This is a genomic window from Tardiphaga sp. 285_C5_N1_2 (genome assembly GCF_052076065.1).
Classification (GTDB): domain Bacteria; phylum Pseudomonadota; class Alphaproteobacteria; order Rhizobiales; family Xanthobacteraceae; genus Tardiphaga; species Tardiphaga robiniae.
This window is the reverse complement of sequence record NZ_CP197241.1, coordinates 2,577,744-2,602,944: the sequence shown is the minus strand read 5'-3', so window position 1 is coordinate 2,602,944 and position 25,201 is coordinate 2,577,744. Positions and strand designations below refer to the sequence as shown.

The following is a 25,201-nucleotide window of genomic DNA, read 5'->3' as shown; positions in this document are numbered from 1 at the left end:
CAAAGGTCGCGCTGTCATGCAGCCGGTTACGCGCGGCGTTGCGCCGGCAGCTCCGAACGCGACATGGAGCGGCAGGAAATGCTCGTCTATCGGATCGTTTTCTTCACCGCATGGGGAGCAAGCCGACGACTGATTATGAGTGAAGCTGCCACTGCCGATCACCAGCACATTGCGTGCGCGGCCTGTGGGCGCACAGTCAGGCAACGCTCTCAGGCTGGATCAGCCGCCGCCCACGCTTGGCGGCATCCATGGCGTCTATTTTTGCCAAACCGCCCTGGCAACTGTCCCGAGATATCAGCGCGCCGAACTGACGCGCTTTTCCTCGCCGCTATGCGACGGCACGGATTGGCTGTCGACCACGGCACGCCCCTGCGTGATCAGCCGCGCGCCGCGCTGATCCAGTGTGTGGATCCAGAGCCAGTTGATCGCAACGGCAAGACGATTGCGTAGCCCGATCAGAAAATAGATATGGGCGATGCCCCAGATCCACCACGCTAGCGCGCCGCGCAGCCTGACGCGGCCGAAGTCGATCACGGCGAGCTTCTTGCCGATCTGTGCGAGACTGCCATCGTGCGAATAGCGAAACGGCACGGGCGCCTCACCGCGCAGACGCTGCTTGATTGCTGACGCGACGTAGCGCCCTTCCTGCTTTGCGGCCGGCGCGATGCCGGGCACCGGCTTGCCGTCAGGGGCGGCAATGGTCACGGTATCACCGACAGCGAATATCTCGGGATGACCCGGCACTGTAAGATCCGGGTTGACCTGCAGACGTCCGGCGCGATCAGCGGCAACGCCCAACCATTCGGCAGCCGGCGACGCGCGCACGCCTGCCGCCCAGATGATCGTCCTGGCGCCGAGTGCCTTGTCGCCATAGACAACGCCATCGATGTTGCAATCGGACACGGCATGTCCGAGCGCGACTTCAACGCCGAGCTTCTCTAACGAGCGTTGCGCATAGGCCGACAGGTCCTCCGGAAATCCAGCGAGCACGCGTGTCCCCGCCTCGATCAGCACCACGCGCGTCTCGCGCGTATCGATATTGCGAAAATCTTCCGGCAGCGTCACCCGCGCGAGCTCCGCGATGGTGCCGGCGAGTTCGACACCCGTCGGTCCGGCGCCGATGATCACGAAGGTGAGCAGTGCCGCACGCTTGACGGGATCGCTCTCGCGTTCGGCACGCTCAAAGGCCGTGAGAATACGGCGGCGCAGCGTGGTCGCATCTTCCAGCGTCTTGAGGCCCGGCGCGAACGGCTCCCATTCATCATGGCCGAAGTAAGCATGGCCGGCACCCGTGGCGAGCACCAGTGTGTCATAGGGCAGCGTCTGCCCGTCATCGAGCTGCACCCGGCGCGCCGCCGCATCCACGCCGGTCACGGTGCCAAGCAGTGTCGTCACATCCTTGCGTCCACGCAACAGATAACGGATCGGCCAGGCGATCTCCGACGTCGCCAGCGATGCGGTCGCGACCTGATACAGCAGCGGCTGAAACAGATGATGATTGCGGCGATCGACAATGGTGATGCTGATATCGGAACCGGTCAGCCGATATACGGTCTCCAGCCCGCCGAAGCCGGCGCCGACAACGACCACCCGATGAGGCGTTGTCGTTCTGATCGATGCCTTGCCGTCGATTGTCACGATATTCGTCATGGTGAACAGGCTCCCTGCCTGCATCCTGATAGCTATGCCCGTCGTCCGAACAATCAAGCAACAATCGGGCGCGCCAGGCCGGTTGTTGAGCGGTTCCAGATTGATCAGCCCGCGTTGGCGTCAGTGTGCCCTGCGCGACCAGGACCGATCCAATAAGTAAGCCAAATGCCGGGCATAAGCATTGCTTGGTTCGTGATTCCGATCCTCCGAGGCACCCTCAATCCGCTCGGCGCCAGTCGAGCGCCGAGACCGTCGCCCGCGCCGCCTCCGCCTGCTATGCTGGCCGCATGAGCTCACGCGACTCTGCCTCCTCCGAGGTCACGCCAGAACTGCTGCTGCGCGCCTATGCCTGCGGCATCTTCCCGATGTCGGAAAGCGCCGACGATCCCGGCCTGTTCTGGGTGGAGCCCGAGCAGCGCGGCGTCATTCCGCTGGATGGGTTTCGCATCAGTTCACGCCTCGCCCGCACGGTGCGCTCCGATGTTTTCACCGTGACCGTCAACACCGCCTTCAAGCGCGTGATGGCCGAATGTGCTGCGCCAAAGCCGGGCCGGGAGGACACCTGGATCAACACGCGCATCCGCGACCTCTATGGCGAGCTGCATGAGATGGGCCACGCCCACAGCGTCGAAGTCTGGCAGGACGACACGCTGGCCGGCGGGCTCTATGGCGTCTCGCTCGGCCGCGCGTTCTTCGGCGAGAGCATGTTTCATCATGCGCGCGACGCCTCGAAGGTGGCGCTGGTGCATCTGGTCGCCCGGCTGATCGCCGGCGATTTCAAGCTGCTCGACACCCAATATGTCACCGATCACCTGCTGAGCTTCGGCGCACAGGAAGTGCCGCGGGCCCGCTATCGCAAGCTGCTCGACGCGTCGCTCGACGGCATTGCGGAGTTCGACAGACTGCCGATGGATTTCCCGCTCAAGGGCGCGACGGTGCTGGACATCATCGCGGGACGGAATAGCGCCTCTTAAGACGCGCCGTAGTGCTTACTGCCGGAATGCGGGGAAGCCCGGCGGCGGCTGCAGGGGCTGCTGCTGGGCACGCGGCTGCTGTTTCGGCGGCGCACGCTTCTGGGCCGGCGGCGGCGCACGCGGCGCGTCGGGCTGTGTCGTCGCAACCGTGGCTTCCGGCTGCTTACAATCGGTCAGCCAGATATCGTAGATCGGATGCTCGACGCCGTGCAGGCCCGGGCTGGCCGCGAACATCCAACCGGAGAAGATCCGCTTCACCTCCCCCTGCAGCGTGATTTCGTCGACCTCGACGAAGGCATTGGTATTGGCCGCTTCGGTGGCCGGACGCGTGTAGCAGGCGTCCGTCTTCACGCGCAGCGCGCCGAATTGCACGGTCTCGCCGATATCGGCGTCGAAATTGATGATGCGGCCGGTAATCTTGTCCAGACCAGAGAAGCTGGCCTTCTTGTTGACGATCTTCTGCGCCGGCGGCTCGGTGACGACTTCATCGCCGGGCTGCAGCGTGGCGGGCGTCGGCGGCGCCACCTTCGGCGGCTGACGGCCACCGGGAGCGGCGGCAGGCGGCGCGTTGGCGACGCCGGGCTGTTGCTGCCCTGGCACGGCCGGCTGCTGGGCCTGTCCCTGCCCCGGCGGGTTCTGCGGAACGATAGTGGTGTTGCTGCCAGGCGGTGGTGCCAGTGGCTGCGACTGCACGGCGCCGGGCGGCGGTGCGCCCATGCCGGGACGGGTCGGCAACAGACGGCCCTGCGGCAGTTCCGGCACCTCTTCCTCGTCGTCCATGGGCGGCGGGGCTTGCTGGCCACGCGGCACGGCACCCGGCGGGCGCGGCGGCGTGTCGCCGAACAGCGGACCGAACTGCGCCTGCACAGGTGCAGGCGACAGTGAGGTGGCGGCCAGAAGGGCCGCAAATCCGGCAATGGTCAGGGTTCGCAACATGCGGCGCGGCTCAATCGAGAATCAGGCTCGCGACATTGTAGGAGAATGGCCGCGTAATCGCCTCCGGTTAACACGCCGAATGCGGCGGCGAAAGGGCACCCTGCTCCCCATACCGCCCGGCTGGTCAGGTCATTCTCCCCGTGAAATAGTCCACATCAGGCAGGCGCGCGATACGCGACCAGCCATCAATCCGGAACAAACCGGAGCATGGGGAGAACGTTCAAGATGACTGACGGAATCCGTCTGGACGGCAGAATCGCCGTCGTTACCGGCGCGGCCGGGGTGATCGGCACCGAGACCATCAAGCTGCTGGCGGCGCGCGGCGCCAGAATCGTCGCGGTGGATCGCGATGTCGCCGCCTTGAAACGCGCCGTCGCAGAACTCCCCGCCTCCGCCGAAGCGCTCGCTCTCACCGCCGACGTGACGAGCGAGGAAGACGTCATCGGCTATGTCGCCGCCACGATGAAACGCTTCGGCACCATCGATATCTTCTACAACAACGCCGGCATCGAGGGCACGATCACGCCCATCGTGAAGATGTCGCTCACCGACTTCCGGCGAGTGCTCGACGTCAATGTGGTCGGCGTCTTTCTCGGCATGAAGCACGTGCTGCCAGTGATGCTGAAGGCCAACAAGGGCTCGATCATCAACACCGCGTCCATCGCCGGCGTCATCGGCTCGGCCGAAGTCGCGGTCTACAGCGCCAGCAAACACGCAGTGATCGGCCTCACCAAGAGCGCGGCGCAGGAATGCACCGGCACCAATGTGCGCGTGAACTGCGTGTGTCCCGGCCTGATCGACAGCCGCATGCTGAGCGCGATTGTGGACGCACGCGTCGGCCGCGGCGCGCCTGCCCCTGTGGACAAGGTCGTCGATCGCGTGCCGCAGCGCCGGCTCGGCCTCGCCCGGGAAGTCGCGCCGATCGTCGCCTTCCTAGCCTCCGATGATGCGAGCTACGTCACCGGCTCCGCTTACACCGTCGATGGCGGCCGCACCTCCGCTTAAACATCAAGAAAACCAAGAGCAGATCACATGCCCGTTGTTCTCGATCCCGATGCCGCCGCCGTCCTCAACGTCTTCCGCGATGCCGGCCGTCCGCCCTATGAGACGATCTCGCCCCAGGAAGCGCGCGAGTGGTATTTGAAGGCGCGCCCGGTCGCCAATCCCGAACCGACGGAACTGGCGTCGGTGACATCCATGACGGTGCCCGGCCCGGCCGGCACTATTCCCGTGCGCCTCTACACACCGAAGACCCTACGGAAAAAGGACGGCATGTCGCCATGCCTGGTGTTCTTCCATGGCGGCGGCTGGGTGATCGGCGATCTCGACAGCCACGACGTGGTGTGTCGCATCCTCGCCCATGAAGGCGAGATGATCGTCATCTCGGTCGACTATCGCCTCGCGCCGGAGAACAAGTTTCCGGCAGCCATCGACGACGCCATCGCCGCGACGCGCTGGATTTCCGACAATGCCGTGCAACTCAATGTGGATGCGAAGCAGATCAGCGTCGGCGGCGACAGCGCTGGCGGCAATCTCGCGGCCATCGTGGCCATCGATGCGCGGGACAATGGCGGGCCAAAGCTCGCCGGCCAGTTGCTGATCTATCCCGCCACCGATTTCCGCATGAGCCATCCCTCTCACAGCGAGCCGGAGACGAGTTGCCTGTTGACGCACAACGTCATTCGTTGGTTCGCCGACCACTATCTCACCAGCAAGGCCGACGTGGACAACTGGCGGGCGTCACCTGCCCGCGTGGAGAACCTGAAGGACCTCCCGCCGGCCTATGTGCTGACCGCCGGCGCCGATCCGTTGCGCGACGAAGGCGACGAATATGCCAGACGCCTGTCAGACGCCGGCGTCGCCGTGGCCTACAAAACCTATCCCGGGCAATTCCACGGCTTCATCACCATGGGCAAGATCCTGCCCAAGGCGAACACCGCGCTCCATGAGATGGGGGAATGGCTGAAAGGGTTGGGCTAGCGCGCTGGCGGCGCCCCGGGAGCAATCGCAATGAAAAAGCCGGAGAAGATCGCACCCGGCGGTCCGGTCAGGGGCCGTTGCCTATGCGGCACGGTTCAATTCGAAATCGATTTTCCGGCGCGCTGGGCCTGGCACGATCATTCCCGCGCAACACGGCAGGCGCATGGCGCGGCCTACGCCACCTATGTCGGCAGCTGGCGCAAGCGTTTCCGCGTCACCACAGGCGAAGCGGAGATCACACGCTTCGAAGACAAGGCGTCGGGAACGGCGCGAAGCTTCTGCGCGCGATGCGGCACGCCACTATTTTACGAGCGCGCCCGCTCGCCGCACATGGTCAACATTCCCCGCGCGCTGTTCGAAAGCCGCACCGGCCGGCAGCCGCTTTATCATATCGGAATCGAGGAGTTGCAGGAGTGGACCTACACTGGCGAGCCGCTGGTCCCACTCAAGGGTTTTCCGGGTGTCGTCTGGGAGCGTCCGGGAAGAAAGAAGAAACGGACTCCAAACGACGAACCGTTCTAGGTTTTCGGTTTCCTGCGCTGCTGGATGGTCTGCTGCCGCGACGGAGCCGGTCTCAGCCAATCCGAATTGCCAAGCGCATGTTTCACGCAGTCATGGATGTGGGTGTGCAGCAGTTTTCGCGCCTTCGCGGAATCCCGTGCCAGGGCGGCGTTCATCAGCTCGCGATGCTCGACCGCGGCGACTTCGCCGCGAAACACGACGGCGAGCATCTGGTAGCGCAGATACTTGTCGTAAGCCGCTGACAGCGCATCGAGCAGTACCTGCGAGCCGCAGGCCGCGATCAGCGCGCGGTGAAATTGCCAGTCGCACTGTTTCCAGGCCTCGGTCTTCGACTTGTCGCCGGCTAGCATGGCCTTTTCCATGGCGGACAGCTTGTGATGAGCCGAGACCACCAGCGCTTCCCAATCGAGATCGCCTGATTTGAAAGACTGCTCGATGGCATGGCCCTCGAGCAGTTCGCGCAATTCGGCGATCTGCTGGAATTCGGTGGCCGAGATCGAGGTGACCTCGAAGCCGCGCTGGCCCTCGGCGACGACAAAGCCTTCCGAACACAGCCGGTTCAGCGTCTCGCGCAGCGTCGAGACACTGGTGCCATAGGCGACGCTCATCTTCTCCAGCTTCAGCTTCTGGCCGGGTTCAAGCGTGCCGAAAATCACGTCGTTGCGGATACGCCGATAGGCGCTGTCGCCGACGGTCTCTCCGGCGCGGTCCGCAATGGGGGTATCCAGCATGAAAGGTCCTGGTGACGAGGAATGGTCGCGCTGCGCCACCATACATCACCCCGCGCCTAAGACACAAATCATCATAGATAATGTAAAATATAGGTTGATTTTTGTTTTGTCGTAGATGACGGTGACGCCAAGAAGTAAAAATACCATCCAAGGGAGCTTCAACATGTCCGTACACCCGAAGTCCGCCGTCTGGCTTGCCGCCATCGCCGCCACCCTCGCCATCGCCGGCGGCCCTGCATCCGCGCAGGTGCAGGAGCGCACGATCCGCTGGGGTCATCTCAACAACACCGATCATCCCGTCAGCAAGGGCGTGCAGAAGTTCACCGAACTCGTTGCGGCCAAGAGCGGCGGCAAGATGAAGGTGCGCGAATATCCCGCTAACCAGCTCGGCTCCGAGATGCAGCAGCAATCGGCGCTGCGCGCCGGCACGCAGGAAATGCAGTCGCCGGCCACGACGTCGCTGGTCGGCATCGTCAAGGATTACGGGCTGATCGATTTCCCGTTCATCGTCTCGACGCCGAAACAGGCCGATGCGCTGCTGGACGGCCCGCTCGGCTCGGCCCTGCTGGCCAAGCTGCCGGAGAAGGGTCTGATCGGTCTGGGCTACTGGGATCTCGGCTTCCGGAACGTCACCAACAGCCGCCGCCCGATCACCAAGGGCGAAGACCTCGACGGCATCAAGATCCGCGTGATCCCGAACCCGGTCTATCTCGAGACCTTCAAGGCGTTCAACGCCAATCCGGTGCCGATGAGCTTCTCCGAGCTCTACACCGCGCTGGAAACACGCACGGTGGACGGCCAGGAAAATCCGTTCTCGGTGATCCTGTCGAACAAGTTCTACGAGGTGCAGAAATATCTCAGCGTCACGAACCACACCTATTCGACCAACATCATCCTGGTCAGCAAGGTGTTCTGGGACAAGCTCTCCAAGGACGAGCAGAAGATCCTGCAGGATGCCGCCAACGAGGCCCGCGACTATCAGCGCAAGGTCAGCCGCGATGCCGCAGCGGCTTCCATCGGCGAGCTGAAGGCCAAGGGCATGGAGGTCAACGAGATCGCTCCGGCCGAGCTTGCGAAGATGCGCGACAAGACCAAGCCGATCGCGGCAAAATTCTCCGCCGACTACGATCAGGAGATCGTCAAGCTGTTCAATAGTGAACTTGAGCGCGTTCACAAGGACTGAGCCGCGCATCACCAACCGTCACTACGCGACGATCCCAAGCTCACTGCGAAAGCATTCATGTCCGCTTCATCAACTACTGCGACAAGCAGGATCGTCGAAGCCTATTACCGATCAATCAAGATCGTCATGGCGGTGTTGCTTGCCGCCATGGTGGTCCTGGTATTCGGCAATGTGGTGCTACGTTACGTCTTCAACTCGGGCATCGCCATTTCCGAGGAGCTGTCGCGCTGGCTGTTCGTCTGGATGGTGTTTCTCGGCGCCATCGTCGGCCTCCGCGAACACGCCCATCTCGGCGTCGACAGTTTCGTAAAGGTGCTGTCGCCGATGGGACGCAAGGTCTGCTACGCGCTCAGCCATGCGCTGATGCTTTACGCCTCTGTATTGCTCACCGAAGGCTCGTGGAAACAGACGGTGCTGAACTGGGACACGACAGCGCCCGCCTCCGGTCTCTCCGTCGGCCTGTTCTACGCCGCAGGTCTCGTCTTCGGCGTCGCCTCGATCCCGATCCTGCTGCATGACCTCTATCGCCTGTTCAGCGGCCAACTCGCCACGTCGGAGCTGATCGCCATCAGCGAATCCGAGGAGCATGTCCCGGCTGCGCCCGCCCCCGCCAACGGGAACGACCGCCGATGACCATCAGCATCTTCACGTTCTCGCTGCTTGGCGCGATGGCCATCGGCATGCCGATCGCATTCGCCCTGATCATCTGCGGCGTCGCGCTGATGACCTATCTGGATATCTTCGATTCCCAGATCATCGCGCAGAACGTCATCAATGGCGTCGATTCCTTCCCGCTGATGGCGGTGCCGTTTTTCATCCTGGCCGGCGAGATCATGAACACCGGTGGCCTTGCCCGCCGCATCCTGAACTTCGCCATCGCCCTTGTCGGCCATCTGCGCGGCGGTCTCGGCTACGTCGCGATCCTGACCTCGTGCATCCTGGCATCGCTGTCCGGATCGGCCGTCGCCGACGCCGCCGCACTCGGCGCATTGCTGGTCCCGATGATGGTCGCAGCCGGGCATAACCGCGCCTCCGCAGCCGGCCTCGTCGCCGCCGGCGGAATCATCGCGCCGGTGATCCCTCCTTCGATCGGATTCGTGATCTTCGGCGTTGCCGCCGGCGTTTCCATCTCAAAATTGTTTCTCGCCGGCGTGGTACCGGGCCTGATGCTCGGCGGCAGTCTGTGCTTCGCCTGGTGGTGGGTTGCACGCAACGAGAGCTCGGTGAGCCCGCCGCGCCAGAGCCTGGCGCAGATCTTTCGCGTGCTGATCGACGGCTTCTGGGCCTTGATGCTGCCGATGATCATCATCGTCGGCCTCCGCTTCGGCATCTTCACACCGACCGAAGCTGCCGTCGTCGTCGCAGTCTATTCCTTCATCGTGGCAACGTTCGTCTATCGCGAGCTGACGCTGGCGCAGCTGATGAACATCCTGATCAGTTCAGCCCAGATCACCGCCGTGGTGATGTTCCTGGTCGCGGCAGCACTCGTGTCATCCTGGCTGATCACGGTGGCCGAAATTTCCGGCCAGATCGTCGAACTCGCCCGCCCCTTCATGGGCAACCAGACGCTGCTGATGATCGTGTTGATGATCATCGTCGTCATCGTCGGCACGGCGCTCGACATGACGCCGACCATCCTGATCCTGACGCCCGTATTGATGCCAATCGTCCGCGAGGCCGGCATCGACCCGGTCTATTTTGGCGTGCTGTTTATCATCAACAACGCGATCGGACTGATCACGCCGCCTGTCGGCGTAGTGCTCAATGTGGTGTGCGGCGTGGCGAAGGTGAGCATGGACGAGATCATGCGCGGCGTCTGGCCGTTCATGATCGCACAATTGGTGGTGCTGGCGCTGCTGACGCTGTTTCCGTCGCTCGTGATGGTGCCGGCGAAGTGGCTCGGCGGCTAGAAGGAAGTTCGATGATGAAGCGCGTGATGATCCTCAACGGTCCCAACCTCAACCTGCTCGGCGTGCGGGAGCCGCATATCTACGGAACCACCACGCTCGACCAGATCAAGGCCAGCTGCGAGCAACAGGCGGTCAAACTCAAACTGGCGCTGGCGTTCCACCAGTCGAACCACGAAGGCGTATTGGTCGATCTCATCCAGTCGGCCCGTCAGGATGCCGACGCCATCATCATCAATCCCGCGGGCTATTCGTTCACCTCGATCGCCATGCTCGACGCGATGAAAGCGTTCGAGGGACCGATCGTGGAGCTGCACATTTCGAACATCCACGCGCGCGACAAGTATCATCGCCATTCGGTGCTCTCGCAGGCTGCCACCGCTGTGATCTGCGGTCTCGGACCGTACGGCTATGTCGCAGCGATGCTGGCGGTCGCGCAGATGCCCACGCGTTGATCGCGCCGGGCCGATGCGGCCTTCATTCGCGGATCAACATGCTCTGGGGCTTCGTGAGTACGTCGGGGTGGAGAATGGCGGCAAGGGTCGCTGCAGGTAGCAGACCTTTTTCCAGCACCAGATCGTAGACGCTGCGGCCGGTAGCATGGGCCTCGACCGCGACGGCGGTGGCATTGGCGTAACCGATATAGGGATTGAGCGCAGTGACGAGGCCGATCGAATTCTCGACATAGGCACGGAGACGTTCGCGGTTCGCGGTGATACCCGCGACACAACGTTTTTCCAGTGTCAGGCAAGCCTCGCGCATATGGCTGACGCTCTTGAACAGGCTGTGTGCGATGATCGGCTCGAACGCGTTGAGCTGAAGCTGGCCGGCCTCGGCCGCGAAGGTCACCGTGAGATCGTTACCGATGACTTCAAAGGCGACCTGGTTCACGACCTCGGGAATAACGGGGTTCACCTTGCCCGGCATGATCGAGGAACCTGCCTGTACCGCCGGCAGATTGATCTCATTGAAACCGGCGCGCGGGCCGCTCGACAGCAGCCGGAGGTCATTGCAGATCTTGGAAATCTTGACGGCCACCCGCTTGAGCACGCCTGAGAGCTGAACGAACGAACCGCAGTCCTGCGTGGCCTCGATCAGGTTTACAGCGGTGACCAGCGGCATGCCGGTGATGGCGACGAGATGCAGGCAGACCAGACGCGCGTAGTCCGGATGGGACGTGATCCCGGTGCCGATGGCTGTCGCACCCATGTTGATCTCGCAAATCAGCAGTGCTGCCTCGCGCAACCGGTCTTCGTCTTCGCCGATCATGACGCCGTAAGTGCTGAACTCCTGACCGAGCGTCATGGGCACCGCATCCTGCAACTGGGTGCGGCCCATTTTCAGGACATCCTTGAACTCTTCGGCCTTGCGTTCGAAACCCTGGCGCAACACGGCCATCGCATCGATCAGGTGAAACACGCCGTGATAGGTCGCGATCTTCAACGCCGTGGGATACACGTCGTTGGTGCTCTGGCTCATATTGACCTGTTCGTTCGGGTGCAGGTACCCGTAGTCGCCTTTGCCATGACCGAGAATTTCCAGCGCACGATTGGCGATCACCTCATTCGCATTCATGTTGGTGGAGGTCCCGGCGCCGCCCTGGATGACGTCCACCACGAACTGGTCATGCAGGCGACCGGCGCGAATTTCCTCGCAGGCAGCGATGATCGCATCGCCGCGTATCTTGTCGAGCAGCCCCAGCTCCATATTCGACAGTGCCGCCGCCTGCTTGATCGCGGCAAGCGCACTGATGAGTTCGGGATAGATGGAAATCGGAATCCCGGTGATCGGAAAATTTTCAACGGCCCTCAGCGTATGAACGCCGTAATAGGCGTCGGCCGGAACATCGCGATTGCCCAACAGGTCGTGCTCACTGCGCGTGTCGTTGGTCATGTCGGATCTTCCTGAGTTGTCGCTGTGAACAGACGATTGATCTCGTCAGCCGTCCCCGTCCCCGATCATGCCCAGTGAGCTTTCGAAACCTAACATCTCGAACTCACATGTTACGGCTATATCGTATCCGCCCCAGCCCAGTCGATCGAGTACAATCCGGCGCCACCCTGCAAGGCGGGCTCATCCAAGGCCGCACGCCGGACGTGCTTGCCGGTCTCGCTGCAAGAGCTGGCGGCTGGAAACAATGCAAGGCCGCGCGCGCCGCAGAGCGGCCCGCACAACCGGTCGTCCAGAACGGGTGAGTTGTTACGAGCCCGGCGTCCAGGCCTGGTAGTCGCCGGTCGCCTTGGGACGCCGGCCGCTGGCCAGAGTCGAACCAGACGGACGATAGGCCGCTGGCGAACCGGTCAGGTTCGGCTGATGCGGCTTCTGCCATTCGCGCGGCGTATAATTCTCTTCGGTCGGCGGCACGTCCACGGTGTGGTGGATCCAGCCATGCCAGTCCGGCGGGATCTTGGTGGCTTCGGCATAGCCGTTATAAATCACCCAGCGGCGCTCGAAGCCCAGCGTCGGGTCGATCTTGCCGCCTTTGGTGCGGTAATATGTGTTGCCCTGCTCGTCGGTGCCGACCAGTTCGCCGAATCGCGACGTCCACAGGTTCGTCCCGAAGGTCGTCCCGCTCCACCACGTGAAGAATTTCAGCAAAAACTGTTTCATATTTTGAACCGTTCGAAGGTTTTCGTCGGGTTGTTGATGCCATCCGGGCTGCCAAATGTCCAGTTACCGCCGCGACCGATCGCCGCCTGCAACTGATCGTGACAAGCCTCGTATCGGCCTCCCCCGAACCCTACCTCCAAAGTACCGGCGGTCGCAGAAACGGCGCAATCCATTCATGCCGCATACAGTTCCGGACGATCATTCTGTCGTTGCGCAATAACCGCGTGGCGGCAGGGAACGGCAGTCCCTTCAGGGGGTTGAAGATGCATCCCAGACAGGAGCAAACGATGACGAATTTGAAAATCTTGAGTGTCGCAGCAGCCGTCGCTGTGGCCATCCCCGCTTTCGCGGTGACCCCCAGCTACGCACAAAACACCAAGGTCGTGGGCGTCGGCCCCGGCGGTGCGCGCACGATCGGCACGTTCTCTGGCGGCGGTCAGCGCTTTGGTGGCGGAGGTGGCGGCTGGCATGGCGGCCAGCGCCCTGGCGGCGGTGGCTGGAATCACGGCGGCGGCTGGCGCGGTGGTGGCTGGCGTGGCGGCGGTTACGGCCCGGGCTTCGCAGCCGGCGCCATTATTGGCAGCGGTCTGGCCGCCAGCAGCTATTACGGGAATTCCTACGGCTATTATGGCGGCAGCCCGTATTACGGCAGCAGCTATTATGACGACGCGCCGGATGTGGTCGAAGTCGCTCCTGACACCGGCGGCGGCGACGTTGACTACTGCATCCGCACCTACAAGTCGTACAATGTCCGCACGGGCACCTATCTCGGTTATGACGGCCTGCGTCACGCCTGCCCGTAACACGACGATCTAAGCGTTACGCAAAAGACGGTGCCTCGCGGCATCGTCTTTTGTCGTTTCTGGTTTGCGCCTGCTGTCTCAAGGTCTAAGAACGTGGGTGCAGCGTACGGGGGACATTCAGGGAACTCGCGCGTAGTGTTGGTAGACATGTGGACCTATCTACCGGTTCGATGGGTCGACGTCGGGTGTGAGCAGGTTCAGTGGACGCGTCAGACAAGCCGAAGATCGCCAGGCTCCATCCCAATGAAGCCGAACGCCTCAAGGCGCTGCGCTCCTACGGCATTCTCGACACCGCCATTGAGCCATCCTTCGACGACATCACCAAGATCGCCAGCTATGTCTGCCAGACGCCGATCTCGATCATTAGCCTCGTCGATGACGGCCGGCAGTGGTTCAAGTCGGAGATCGGTCTTGGCGTGCGGCAGACGCCGATGGATCAGTCGATCTGCGCTCATGCGATCCTCGAACACAGTTTTCTCGAAGTCGAGGACGTCACCAAGGATCCAAGATTCGACTGCAATCCGCTGGTGACCGGCGAGCCCCATTTGCGCTTCTATGCCGGCGCACTGCTGCGCACACCGGACGGCCTGCCGCTCGGCACCGTCTGTGTGCTCGATGACAAGCCGCGCGTGCTGTCGACCGAACAGCGCGAGGTGCTGGCCGCCCTCGCCCGCCAGGTCATGGCGCAGATGGAATTCCGCCGGGCGCTGCATCTGTCGGATCGGCTTCAGCGCAATATCAGTCGCCTGATGGCGGTGGCGGGCCACGACCTGAAGCAGCCATTGCAGGTCATGATCATGGCGATCGACCGCATCCGCAACAAGCTGACCGACGAGAAGGATCGTGAGCGGCTCGGCTATGCCATCGATGCCGGCATGCGGATGGCGGAAGAGCTCGACCGTCTCGCCGAGACATCTGTGCTGGATGCCGGCTTTGGGATTCCGAACCTGCGATCGTTCCCGATCTCTGACGTGTTCGAGTCGATCAGCGCCAACTGGCGCCTGCATGCCGAAGCCAAGGGCCTCGACCTCGTCATTGTGCCGAGCAAGGCGCAGGTGGTAAGCGACCCCGGCATGTTGCGCGCGATCCTTGGCAATCTCGTCGGCAATGCCATCAAATATACCGAGCGCGGTCGCGTGCTGGTCGGCTGTCGCAAGCACGCAAACGCGGTGACCATCGAGGTGCTGGACTCCGGCACCGGCATTCCCGCCGAACAGCTCACCGCGATCTTCGATGCCTTCCACCAGATCAATCCGGCCAGCGAGGGCCTTGGCCTCGGATTGTCGATCGTTCGGCGCACGGCCGAAGCACTCGGCCATGTGATCGAGGTGAAGTCCGACCTCACCCATGGTTCGCATTTCACCGTGAAAGTGCCGTTGGCGGCGAAACCGGCCTAGCGACTACTCGCCCGCGTTGGGCGCCTGTCGTGCTGATGGCGCAGTGGGCGCAAAACCCCATTCATTGTTGCCGCGCAGGAAGGCGATCCAGCCCCACGCCGCACCGGCGTGACGCAGCAACTGAAAACTGAACGGTTCGAGGATCGCCGCGAACACCGCTGCGGCAAAACTCGTGCGCGTGCGGCCGCCTGTCAGGCGCTGATAGAGATGCACGGTCCAGAGATAGACCAGGAAATCCGCGACGATCTTCGCGGTAATCAGACCGAACACTGGCACGGCGATCGCGGTCTTGCCGGTGACGAGCAAAGCCAGCAGCAATGCGAAGGCCGTGAGGCCGTAGATCGGCTGCAGCGTATCCAGCGCCTTGATCGGCAACATGCGCAGGCCGAGCCGGCCGTAACGCGCATTGCCGGTCATGTCGCGATTCCAGTATTGCGTCTGCAGGAAGCCCGCGAACCAGCGCCGGCGCTGCCGCAGGAACGTCATGACGTGAGACGGCGCTTCCGTGCGCGCCAGCGACGTGCCGATCATGCGAAGCTGCCAGTCGAGGCCGTGATCGACGGCATAGCGATGCATGCGGTGGGTCAGCTCATAGTCCTCAACAAGACACTCCGCATCGAAGCCACCGACGGCCACCAGCGCCTCCCTGCGGAAGCCGGCAAAGGCGCCGGAGATCAACAGCAGGCTGTTGCCGCGCATCCAGGCGAAGCGCGAGATGATGTTGCGGATATATTCGTAGGTCTGGAACCACTGCATCACGCGGCCGCCGGCGCTGTCGTCGCAGACCGGCACGAGAATGCCGCCGGCCGCGACCAGCGCGGGATCTACAGCAAAGGCCGCGCGCATTTCGGCGATGGCATCATCAGCCAGAAACGTATCGGCATCCAGCGTGATGACGATGTCGGTATCGGCCTTGAGGATCGCCGTGTTCAGCGCCCGCGCCTTGCCCTGATGCGGCAGGCGCAGCCATTGCAGTCTCGATCTGCCAAACTGGCCGATGCTGCTCTGGCCGACGGCCGGAATGGCGAGACCGTAGCGGTCACGGAGGAGCGTGTCGGTTGCATCGCGCGAGCCGTCATCCGCGATCAGGATCAGATCCGGCGCATCGGACTGGCGTGCGATGGCGGCCAGCGCCTCCGGCAGATTAAGTGCCTCGTTATGCGCGGCTATCAGGATGCCCACCGATGGACGCGATTGCGCAGCAACCGCTCCAGATGGACCACGCGCGAACACTGCCAGCGGCAGCGTCTGCCACACCACATAGAGCATCAGCACCGTGTCATAGGCGATATAGACCATGCCCGCTGACCAAGCCCAGATGCTGGTGAGAAAGAACGCCCGGCCGAACAGCAGCGCCCATAGCGCGAGCACGGCGAGATAGATCATCAGGCTGATGAACGGCATCCGGCGCGGTGTGATACGCGGCGATGCGGCGGCGAAGGCCGCCTGAAGGGATATTGTCATGCCGTCAATTCAATCGCGCGTTCGAGCAAACCGATCCTGCGAGAGCTACGCGTGAATCGTGATCGAGTTGCGGAGCCGCGATCAAATAGCGCGTGATTGCGGTCACGACGAACACACAAAGTCGTCATGCCTCAAAAGGCAAATCCTGTTTAAACTTATTCCATGCACGCACAGAAAATGCCGATTCAACGTTACAGCCGCATCGCCATGATCCTGCATTGGCTGATTGCCGTTCTGATCACACTCAATGTCGCGCTGATCTGGAGCGTGAACCTCATTCCCGAGGACAACATCCGGTTCGTCATCGATGCGCACAAGTCATTCGGCATCACCGTGCTCGGCCTCGTGCTGATGCGCCTGTTGTGGCGCGCGGCCAACAGGCCGCCTGATCTGCCCGAGACCTATCCGCCCGCCGAGAAGGCCGCCGCACATGGTGCGCATCTCGCGCTCTATGTGCTGATGATCGGACTGCCGCTGTCCGGCTGGATGCACGATTCCGCCTGGAAGGCGGCCGGCGAGATTCCAATGTACCTGTTCGGCCTGTTCCAGTGGCCACGCATCGGCTGGATCATGTCGATCGAGCCGGCCTTCAAGGAACGCCTGCACGACATCTTCGGCGGCATTCACGTGTGGCTGTCCTATGCGCTCTATGCACTGGTCGGCCTGCACATCGCCGCCGCGCTGAAACATCAGTTCTGGGACGGCCATCCCGAACTGCAGCGGATGTGGCCCGGTGGCGACGCGCCCGTGCCTAGCCCCTTGTCGCCAGCGCAACGCCCGCCAGCGTAAATACCAGGGCCGCGATCTGCATGGCGCCGAGCGGTTCCCGCAGGGCGATGGCCGAGCTGACCACGCCGATCACGGGCACCGCCATGGTCCCGATTGCGGCCACCGAGGCCGGCAACTGCTTAAGCGCCGCGAACCAGCAGACGTAAGCGATGCAGAACCCCACCAGCACGACATAGGCGAGCAGCCCCCAGCCCAGTGGCGTCAGTGCTGCAAAATGCGGGCTTTCGAAGATCAGACCCAGCAACAGCACCGGCACGCAACCGATCCCGATCTGCCAGGCGGATGACGTCACCAGTGGCAGCGTGAGCCCGAACTTCTTGGCCAGCACCGTGCCGAGTGCAAAGCCGAACCCGCCCAGCAGCGCCAGAGCGATTCCCGGGAGCTTCTCCGCGCTCGCGGCCAGACCACCGCCCCCCATCAACGCGGCGATGCCGGCAAAGGCCATCAGCATGGCCACGATCCGCTGCATCGACAGGCGCTCGCCGAGGATCAGCCAGGCCAGTCCGGCAGCCCAGACCGGCATGGTGAACGCAATTACCGCGGCCTCGCCGGCCGGCAGCCACAGTAGCGACAAGCCGACGAAAGCCATCCAGCCGAACACGTTCAGGCCAGCCAGCACGACCAGATGCAACCATTGATGATGCGGTACGCGAAGACTCTCGCCGCGCCAGACGGCGATCCCGGCCAGCAGCAATGCCCCGACGATGCCGGTGCTGCCGCGCGCCGATAGCGGTGGCCATTCCGACAGCAGCGCTTTCGACACCGGCCAGTTCAGACCCCAGGCGATCGACGCGATGGCGAGCAACACGAGACCGAAGGGAGCGATTCGCGCGCGCGAAACGGGGGGACTGGGCATTGTCATGGAGGGAACCGGCTGAGGAATCGGCGGGACCATGCGCGCAGTTGAAGGGTCTGACCACTGCCGGTGGAGGGAACCTGCCCGGCAACCACCGCTGCGCCTGAGTCCCCCCAAACGCAATCCCTGGATGACAAAATAAAGTTGGGCTGTGAACAGTGGGCGCAGCTCGGATTCCGGACAGTTTTAGAAATATTTTTGACTTCCGAATCCATGAGGACTCACTGATACTTGACCTCAATCGAGGCGCGCTCTGCCCCCTTGGTTATCCACCCTTTCCACCATATTTAGTATTTGATTCAGGAACCCCGACTACTCCTTGACGGGTGAGATCGGTTTGGCCTAGTTTTCGAACTGTTCGGCGCGGGTCGTTTTTTGTCCCGTCGGACGCTCCCAAACGGGTTCCAGATTGACCGCTCCGTCCTCCAGTCGAGGCTACGGGATCGGGGATTTGCGTCCTGGAATCCGGGCCGGAAAGTCGGCGCTTGGAGCACTAAAAAACGGGCCGGAAACCGGCTCAAACAGCGTGGTGAGGCGTTAGGATCAGGTCGACCCGCAACAGCGAGGAAGCCCGATCCAAGGAAGCATGACCCCGGCAGTCCCGGGTGGCCGAGATGACGGCCAGCACATGCTCCACAGAGAAAACAGGACCGGTTCACCCGGCCAAGCTGCGGCGAATTTGGGGCAACCCGGACGTCGCTAACAGAAATCGCCGATGCCGCCAGATGGGGTGTCGGGCTTAAGACGGGGCACGACCACGATGCAGATTCAACGCCGCTACACCACCGAAGGACAGTCGCCCTATGCCGGGATCGACTTCCGCCACACCACGTCCGAGATCCGCAATCCGGATGGCTCCGTGGTGTTCAAGCTTGAAGGCGTTGAAGTGCCCGACTCGTGGTCGCAGGTCGCCTCCGACGTGCTGGCCCAGAAGTATTTCCGTAAAGCGGGCGTCGCCGCGAAATTGAAGAAGGTCGAGGAAGAGACCGTGCCGTCGTGGCTGTGGCGCTCGGTGCCGGACACCGAGGCCCTCGCCGCACTGCCCGAGAAAGAGCGCTTCGTCAGCGAACTCTCGTCCAAGCAGGTGTTCGACCGCCTCGCCGGCTGCTGGACCTATTGGGGCTGGAAGGGTGGCTACTTCACCTCTGAAGCCGACGCCCACGCCTTCCATGACGAGCTGCGCTTCATGCTCGCCAAGCAGATGGTCGCGCCGAATTCGCCGCAGTGGTTCAACACGGGTCTTCACTGGGCCTACGGCGTCGATGGTCCCGGCCAGGGCCACTATTATGTGGACTGGAAGACCGGCAAGCTGACCAAGTCGAAGTCGGCTTACGAACATCCGCAGCCCCATGCCTGCTTCATCCAGGGCGTCGAGGACGATCTGGTCAATGAAGGCGGCATCATGGACCTGTGGGTGCGTGAAGCCCGTTTGTTCAAATATGGCTCGGGCACCGGCTCGAATTTCTCGAAGCTGCGCGGCGAAGGCGAGAAGCTGTCGGGCGGCGGCCGCTCGTCGGGCCTGATGTCATTCCTGAAGATCGGCGACCGTGCCGCCGGCGCCATCAAGTCGGGCGGCACCACGCGCCGTGCGGCCAAGATGGTGGTGGTCGATGCCGACCATCCGGATATCGAGACCTATATCGACTGGAAGGTGAAGGAAGAGCAGAAGGTCGCGGCCTTGGTCACTGGTTCGAAGATGAACCAGAAGCACCTCAAGGCGATCCTGAAGGCTTGCGTCAATTGCGAAGGCTCCGGCGACGACTGCTTCGATCCCGAGAAGAACCCGGCGCTGCGCCGCGAGATCAAGCTCGCCCGCCGCTCGCTGGTCAATGACAACGTCATCAAGCGCGTCATCCAGTACGCCAAGCAGGGCTACAAGGACATCGACTTCCCGATCTACGACACCGACTGGGATTCCGAAGCCTATCTGACCGTTGCCGGCCAGAACTCCAACAACTCCGTCTCGCTGAAGGACGATTTCCTGCGCGCCGTCGAGACCGATGGCACTTGGGACCTGATCGCCCGCAAGGACGGCAAGGTCATGAAGACCATCAAGGCCCGCGATCTCTGGGAAAAAATCGGCTACGCCGCCTGGGCGTCGGCCGATCCCGGCCTGCACTTCAACACCACCATGAACGACTGGCACACCTGCAAGTCGTCGGGCGATATCCGCGCGTCGAATCCGTGCTCGGAATACATGTTCCTGGACGACACGGCGTGTAACCTCGCCTCGGCCAACCTGCTGACCTTCTACGACACCGCTTCGGCGACCTTCGACATCCACGCTTACGAGCATCTCTGCCGTCTGTGGACCATGGTGCTCGAAATTTCTGTCATGATGGCGCAGTTCCCGTCGAAGCCGATCGCCGAACTCTCCTACGAGTTCCGCACCCTCGGCCTCGGCTATGCCAATATCGGCGGTCTCTTGATGACCATGGGTCTGTCCTACGACTCCAAGGAAGGTCGCGCGCTGTGCGGCGCCCTCACCGCTGTCATGACCGGCGTCAGCTACGCGACCTCGGCCGAGATGGCCAAGGAGCTCGGCCCGTTCCCCGGCTACAAGAAGAACGCAGCCCATATGCTGCGCGTCATCCGCAACCATCGCCGTGCGGCCCATGGCGAAACCCGCGGCTATGAAGGCCTCGCCGTGGCGCCTGTGGCGCTCGACCATGCCTCCTGCCCGCAGGCCGACATCGTCACCCGCGCCAAGATCGCCTGGGATCTCGCCCTCGAACTCGGCGAACTCCATGGCTATCGCAACGCCCAGACCACCGTGGTGGCGCCGACCGGCACCATCGGCCTGGTCATGGATTGCGACACCACCGGCATCGAGCCTGACTTCGCGCTGGTGAAATTCAAGAAGCTCGCCGGTGGCGGCTACTGGAAGATCATCAACCGCGCCGTCCCCGCAGCGCTCCGCGTGCTCGGCTATCGCGAAAGCGAGATTGCCGAGATCGAGGCCTATGCCGTCGGTCACGGCTCGCTGTCCAACGCGCCGGGCATCAATGCCTCGACGCTGAAGGCCAAGGGCTTCACCGATGAGGCGCTGAAGAAGGTCGAGGCTGCCCTGCCGACCGCCTTCGACATCAAGTTCGCCTTCAACAAGTGGACCTTCGGCGAAGACTTCCTGCGCGACACCCTCAAGATCGAAGCCGAAGCCATTGCCGCTCCGGGCTTCGACCTGCTCGCCGCGCTCGGCTTCACCAAGCGCGAGATCGAAGCCGCCAACGTGCACATCTGCGGCGCGATGACGGTGGAAGGTGCCCCGCATCTGAAAGCCGAGCACTACAGCGTGTTCGATTGCGCCAATCCCTGCGGCAAGATCGGCAAGCGCTATCTCTCGGTGGAAAGCCACATCCGCATGATGGCGGCGTCGCAGCCCTTCATCTCGGGTGCGATCTCCAAGACCATCAACATGCCGAACGACGCCACGGTGGAGGACTGCAAGTCCGCTTACCTCCTCTCCTGGAAGCTCGCGCTGAAGGCCAACGCGCTGTATCGCGACGGCTCCAAGCTCTCGCAGCCGCTCAACTCGCAGCTCATCAGCGATGATGACGAGGACGAGGATGCGCTGGAGAACCTGATGGAGAAGCCGATGGCGGCCCGCACCGCCGCGATCTCCGAGAAGGTGGTCGAGCGTCTGGTCGAGCGCATCGTGGTGATGCGCGACCGCGAGAAGATGCCGGATCGCCGCAAGGGCTACACCCAGAAGGCCGTCGTCGGCGGTCACAAAGTGTACTTGCGCACCGGCGAATATGATGACGGCCGCCTCGGCGAGATCTTCATCGACATGCACAAGGAAGGCGCGGCGCTGCGCTCCTTCATCAACAACTTCGCCATCGCCGTCTCGCTGGGCCTCCAGTATGGCGTGCCGCTGGAGGAGTATGTCGACGCCTTCACCTTCACCCGCTTCGAACCCGCGGGCCCGGTGCAGGGCAACGACAGCATCAAGTTCGCGACCTCGATCCTCGACTATGTGTTCCGCGAACTCGCGGTCTCCTACATGTCGCGCTTCGATCTCGGCCATGTCGACGTCTCCGAGTCGGGCTTCGATGCACTTGGCAAGGGCGAGGATGAAGGCAAGGCGCCGGCCGACCAGAACAAGTATGTCTCCAAGGGCCTGACCCGCTCGCGCACCGACAACCTCGTCGTCATGCGCGCGCCGGCCCCGGCTGAGAACACCGACGCCCGCGCTTCGGGCAACGTCACCTCGCTGAACGCGTCGGGCGCCACCGCCCGCCACGGCAGTGGAGATGCCGCGGTGGCCCTCAAGACCGCCGAGCCCGAGCCCGAGCACGCGCTCTCGCCGACCGAAAAACTCGAGGCGCAAGCCTGGAGCAAAGCCGGCAGCGCCGCAGCCGCCGCGCCCTCCAAGGCCGAACGCCGCGCCGAAGCGAAAGCCAAGGGCTACGAAGGCGACATGTGCGGAGAGTGTTCGAACTTCACGCTGGTGCGGAATGGGACCTGCATGAAGTGCGATACGTGCGGCAGCACGACGGGCTGCAGCTAAAATTCGGAAATAAATGTGGAAATCAGACTAAATCGTCCATCCCGCGCATTTTCGTGTCCGTTTAATCAACGCTTGGATGTCCATTAGAAGAATTTTCTAACCAGCGACTCGAAGAATAAGAAACCCCACCCGAGAAGGTGGGGTTTCTTTTGGAAGCACCTCTGCGTACTCGACAGCCCGCCCGGCGATGGGGGCAACGTCGGAAGTTTAGCCAACTATTTTGCCCAATCGTTCCGGCGTTGAACCTCCTAGGGAGGCTAAATCTTCTACGGACCAATCACACGCTGTCGCAGGGGTAATGTAGTGTGAGATTCGACCGGCCCATTAGCCCCTTTTCGAGTAACGCTGAGTTCCATGCCTATTGACGTGGAAGGATCAATAATCGTCTATGGTGCTGTTACTACGGTCGAATTTACAAAAAGAAGCAAAAGATGCTTTTTCCCGGTTGAGTTGTGGAAACTGCACGGGAAACAAGCTTGGGGCTGGAATGCATGCTAATTCTTCACCTCTCCGACATCCATTTCAGGTATCCGGCCTGCGCATCTCCCGATACCGATCCAGAGAAGCCATATCGAACGCGACTTCTTCAGGATGCGAGGGCACGCGTCGCCGCGCTGGGGCCGCTCGACGCGATACTGGTTGGCGGAGACGTTGCCTACAGCGGTAGACCTGAAGAATACGAAGCTGCTCGTAACTGGCTGCATGAACTCGCTGAGGCCTGCAAATGCAGCAGGGCCCGGATTTATGTCATCCCAGGCAACCACGACGTTGATTGGAACACTATCAAGGCAAACATTCCGGTTCAGAACGCGCAGCGGGCGATTATTCACGCGGCTGACAAAGAAAAAGAACTCCGTCGGCAATTTGAACACAGCGTGGCAGGCGCCTCACTGCTCGCGCCTCTAACGGCCTACAACGACTTCGCGGCGCCATTCTCGTGTCAAGTTTTCACTCCGGACAAACTTTACTGGCACCAAGACATTCCGCTCGATCAGTCCGGGGTCGTGTTGCGCATTTTCGGCTTGACCTCCACCATTCTGTCGGGAGCAGGAGCTCCAGAAGGAAAGGAGGACGTGCCTAATGGGCTCTACCTCAGTCCGATGCAGACGGTGCTCAACCCCGTCGACAACGTCATTAATCTGGTCATGTGTCATCATCCGCCCGACTGGTTCTCCGACGGCGACAAGGTCGCAGATACCATCAAGGCGCGCGCTTCGATTCACGCGTTCGGACACAAACATCGCCAGCGCATTGATCGCGATCCATCGTACGTCTCGTTCAGCGCCGGCGCAGTGAACCCCGACCGAAACGAAAAGGAATGGTCTCCGGGCTACAATATCTTTCGACTGACGCTCGGCAACACCGAGAAGGGCCATCACCTGGACGTCGAGGCCCATCTGCTCGCGTATCAAGCCAATCCGGAGATGTTCTTGCCGATGCGGGACAGCGACGGCAGTGACGTCTTCGAGCATCGGGTACGGCTGCGCAACATTAGCCTACCCGCGAAGCCGACGATTACGCCTGTTCCGACAGGCGTATCGCCTCAACCGGTGGATGCGGAGGCCGCCATGGGCGAAGAACGCGCCAGAAACATCGTGCTGCGGTTTTGGGATTTGACTATGAGCGACCGTCGGGAGATCTCGCAGAAATTGAACCTGCTGGAACCAGACGAAATGGGCCTGCCGCAATCGGAGCGTTACGGCCGGGCGCTGCTGCGCGCCGGTCAAAGAAACCTGCTGGATGATCTGGCGAACGAAATCGAAAAGAGGGAGAAGCGCAAATGACCGAGCAGGAAGTTGCGCCGATGAGGGATGAGTTTCCGCGTTGGTATCGCCAAGTCGAGATGGGCGACAACCGCGAGAAGCTCGAGCTTCGATGGAAGGGCGTGATCGATCTCGTCGACAATGCCGATAGCGAGAGCATTGTGACGATGATTGCAATCGCCTTGCGGACCAAACCGCGGCCGCAAGCCACCCAAGTCGCCGCGATGCGACAGACCTTCAAGGATATTGACGATCTATTTGATATGGCGGGAAACGATCGTGAACTCGAGATCCTCTGCAGTTCGGCGCTCGCGATGTTGTTCGAGGGCGACGAAGATACCTCAGCCCTGGCCGCTCTCTTCACAACAACGGCATCCTGCGGCGGACAGCGAACTGCAGATTTTGCCTTAGACCTTGTCGGAACGGCCAACGCGGCCCTTGCCAGGATTTCAGATGATCGCCGAACCCGCCCTGCGCTCGGGAAGATGGTCGTCGCGGCACCGCTCAAGATCAGCGTTGAACAAGAGAATACCAGTCTCAAGCAGGCGTTCAACGCCGATCAAGTGGCCGCTGCTTTCACTGCCCTGTGCAAGCAAACGGAAAGCGCGATGCAAAGGCTCACTCGGAACCTCAACGCTGTTTTGAAAGAAGCACACACCTTCGGAGAGATCCAAGACGAAGAATTGCAGATGCTCTGGTGGTTGTTCGGCGGCAGAAGCAAGAAAATGGATTGCCCATTTTCGGAGATCTCACCCGAAGCACAGACATTCATTCTTGCCGCCGAACTCGCCGACATAACGAAATTTCTGCCAGGTCCTGACTCAGTCAAGCCTATCCTTTCGCGCGCGGGTCTGAAGGAGCGAAAGAAGTACTCGGTACCCGCCGCCGTAAACGCCTGCGACCCCAGTCTCCTCAATTCGCTGATCGACGGTATGGAACCGTCGCAGATAACGCAGCCGTTACACTTCGCCATTAAGCGCAAGCTCGAGACCGGCGACGATGCGTCATGGATTCCGGCCTGGTCCAGCATCAGCGGCATCGACGCCACCTTTTCGTTGCCAGCGATCGAGCTGGGCAACCTCTTCTATCGCGAACGCCTAGGCGTCCTCCTTGGCGGAGAGTGATC

At 62.1% G+C, this 25,201-nt stretch carries 21 protein-coding genes; 14 read left to right on the top strand and 7 right to left on the bottom strand.

Features of this window, described 5'->3' with window-relative positions:
* Positions 1-294 precede the first annotated feature (294 nt).
* On the bottom strand, positions 295-1,650 hold the full coding sequence (locus tag AB7951_RS12410) for an NAD(P)/FAD-dependent oxidoreductase (RefSeq protein ID WP_120290282.1): 1,356 nt from the start codon (positions 1,648-1,650) through the stop codon (positions 295-297).
* Positions 1,651-1,937: 287 nt separating this feature from the next.
* Here AB7951_RS12410 and aat point away from each other — a divergent pair, with 287 nt between their 5' ends.
* The gene (gene aat / locus AB7951_RS12405; protein WP_089264667.1) at positions 1,938-2,624 is read left to right on the top strand and encodes a leucyl/phenylalanyl-tRNA--protein transferase; all 687 of its coding nucleotides are present in this window, start codon (positions 1,938-1,940) and stop codon (positions 2,622-2,624) included.
* 15 nt (positions 2,625-2,639) lie between these two features.
* Here aat and AB7951_RS12400 read toward each other — a convergent pair whose 3' ends face one another.
* Positions 2,640-3,560, bottom strand: a complete 921-nt coding sequence (locus AB7951_RS12400; RefSeq protein WP_120289344.1) for a DUF2155 domain-containing protein — start codon at positions 3,558-3,560, stop codon at positions 2,640-2,642.
* A gap of 225 nt (positions 3,561-3,785) precedes the next feature.
* Here AB7951_RS12400 and AB7951_RS12395 point away from each other — a divergent pair, with 225 nt between their 5' ends.
* From AB7951_RS12395 to AB7951_RS12385, 3 genes are read left to right on the top strand one after another with little or no spacing between them, the layout of a single operon-like run.
* Positions 3,786-4,565 (top strand): SDR family oxidoreductase, encoded by a 780-nt coding sequence (locus AB7951_RS12395; RefSeq protein WP_120289342.1) that lies wholly within the window; start codon positions 3,786-3,788, stop codon positions 4,563-4,565.
* Positions 4,566-4,592: 27 nt separating this feature from the next.
* Complete coding sequence (locus AB7951_RS12390) at positions 4,593-5,540, top strand: alpha/beta hydrolase (protein WP_120289340.1); 948 nt, start codon at positions 4,593-4,595, stop codon at positions 5,538-5,540.
* Positions 5,541-5,570: 30 nt separating this feature from the next.
* Positions 5,571-6,062, top strand: a complete 492-nt coding sequence (locus tag AB7951_RS12385) for a GFA family protein (RefSeq protein WP_120289338.1) — start codon at positions 5,571-5,573, stop codon at positions 6,060-6,062.
* Here the strand turns inward: AB7951_RS12385 and AB7951_RS12380 are convergent.
* Positions 6,059-6,793, bottom strand: coding sequence for a GntR family transcriptional regulator (locus tag AB7951_RS12380; protein ID WP_068736727.1), 735 nt, complete (start codon positions 6,791-6,793; stop codon positions 6,059-6,061). The genes AB7951_RS12385 and AB7951_RS12380 overlap by 4 nt on opposite strands.
* 163 nt (positions 6,794-6,956) lie before the next feature.
* Here AB7951_RS12380 and AB7951_RS12375 point away from each other — a divergent pair, with 163 nt between their 5' ends.
* From AB7951_RS12375 to aroQ, 4 genes are read left to right on the top strand one after another with little or no spacing between them, the layout of a single operon-like run.
* Entirely contained in the window at positions 6,957-7,976 is a 1,020-nt protein-coding gene (locus AB7951_RS12375; protein WP_120289336.1) for a TRAP transporter substrate-binding protein, read from the top strand.
* Between the two features lie 57 nt (positions 7,977-8,033).
* Positions 8,034-8,609, top strand: coding sequence for a TRAP transporter small permease (locus AB7951_RS12370; RefSeq protein ID WP_120289334.1), 576 nt, complete (start codon positions 8,034-8,036; stop codon positions 8,607-8,609).
* Positions 8,606-9,886 (top strand): TRAP transporter large permease subunit, encoded by a 1,281-nt coding sequence (locus AB7951_RS12365; RefSeq protein WP_120289332.1) that lies wholly within the window; start codon positions 8,606-8,608, stop codon positions 9,884-9,886. Before AB7951_RS12370 ends, AB7951_RS12365 begins: the two co-directional genes overlap by 4 nt.
* 11 nt (positions 9,887-9,897) lie before the next feature.
* Complete coding sequence (aroQ, locus tag AB7951_RS12360) at positions 9,898-10,338, top strand: type II 3-dehydroquinate dehydratase (protein WP_199712059.1); 441 nt, start codon at positions 9,898-9,900, stop codon at positions 10,336-10,338.
* A 22-nt stretch (positions 10,339-10,360) separates the two neighbouring features.
* Here aroQ and aspA read toward each other — a convergent pair whose 3' ends face one another.
* The gene (gene aspA, locus AB7951_RS12355) at positions 10,361-11,776 is read right to left on the bottom strand and encodes an aspartate ammonia-lyase (RefSeq protein WP_120289330.1); all 1,416 of its coding nucleotides are present in this window, start codon (positions 11,774-11,776) and stop codon (positions 10,361-10,363) included.
* A 306-nt stretch (positions 11,777-12,082) separates the two neighbouring features.
* The gene (locus tag AB7951_RS12350; RefSeq protein ID WP_120289328.1) at positions 12,083-12,493 is read right to left on the bottom strand and encodes an NADH:ubiquinone oxidoreductase subunit NDUFA12; all 411 of its coding nucleotides are present in this window, start codon (positions 12,491-12,493) and stop codon (positions 12,083-12,085) included.
* A 287-nt stretch (positions 12,494-12,780) separates the two neighbouring features.
* Between AB7951_RS12350 and AB7951_RS12345 the strand changes: the two genes are divergently transcribed.
* Positions 12,781-13,296: a BA14K family protein gene (locus tag AB7951_RS12345; protein WP_093758378.1), complete on the top strand. Its 516-nt coding sequence runs from the start codon at positions 12,781-12,783 to the stop codon at positions 13,294-13,296.
* Between the two features lie 200 nt (positions 13,297-13,496).
* Positions 13,497-14,693, top strand: a complete 1,197-nt coding sequence (locus AB7951_RS12340; protein ID WP_093758377.1) for a GAF domain-containing sensor histidine kinase — start codon at positions 13,497-13,499, stop codon at positions 14,691-14,693.
* Positions 14,694-14,696: 3 nt separating this feature from the next.
* Here the strand turns inward: AB7951_RS12340 and AB7951_RS12335 are convergent, their stop codons facing one another.
* A complete protein-coding gene (locus AB7951_RS12335) occupies positions 14,697-16,157 on the bottom strand; it encodes a glycosyltransferase family 2 protein (protein ID WP_120289326.1) in 1,461 nt (486 codons plus the stop codon).
* A gap of 177 nt (positions 16,158-16,334) precedes the next feature.
* On the opposite strand from AB7951_RS12335, the gene AB7951_RS12330 reads away from it, so the two are divergent.
* On the top strand, positions 16,335-16,946 hold the full coding sequence (locus AB7951_RS12330) for a cytochrome b (RefSeq protein WP_120290278.1): 612 nt from the start codon (positions 16,335-16,337) through the stop codon (positions 16,944-16,946).
* On the opposite strand, the gene AB7951_RS12325 is transcribed toward AB7951_RS12330, so the two are convergent.
* Positions 16,909-17,808, bottom strand: a complete 900-nt coding sequence (locus tag AB7951_RS12325; protein WP_068736749.1) for a DMT family transporter — start codon at positions 17,806-17,808, stop codon at positions 16,909-16,911. The genes AB7951_RS12330 and AB7951_RS12325 overlap by 38 nt on opposite strands.
* A 754-nt stretch (positions 17,809-18,562) precedes the next feature.
* Between AB7951_RS12325 and AB7951_RS12320 the strand changes: the two genes are divergently transcribed.
* The 3 genes from AB7951_RS12320 to AB7951_RS12310 all read left to right on the top strand — a co-directional run bounded on the left by AB7951_RS12320 (position 18,563) and on the right by AB7951_RS12310 (position 25,199).
* Positions 18,563-22,312 (top strand): vitamin B12-dependent ribonucleotide reductase, encoded by a 3,750-nt coding sequence (locus AB7951_RS12320; RefSeq protein ID WP_439068458.1) that lies wholly within the window; start codon positions 18,563-18,565, stop codon positions 22,310-22,312.
* A 491-nt stretch (positions 22,313-22,803) separates the two neighbouring features.
* Positions 22,804-24,096, top strand: coding sequence for a metallophosphoesterase (locus tag AB7951_RS12315; RefSeq protein ID WP_441255826.1), 1,293 nt, complete (start codon positions 22,804-22,806; stop codon positions 24,094-24,096).
* Entirely contained in the window at positions 24,093-25,199 is a 1,107-nt protein-coding gene (locus tag AB7951_RS12310; protein WP_441255825.1) for a GTPase-associated system all-helical protein GASH, read from the top strand. Before AB7951_RS12315 ends, AB7951_RS12310 begins: the two co-directional genes overlap by 4 nt.
* The last annotated feature ends 2 nt before the right edge of the window (positions 25,200-25,201 follow it).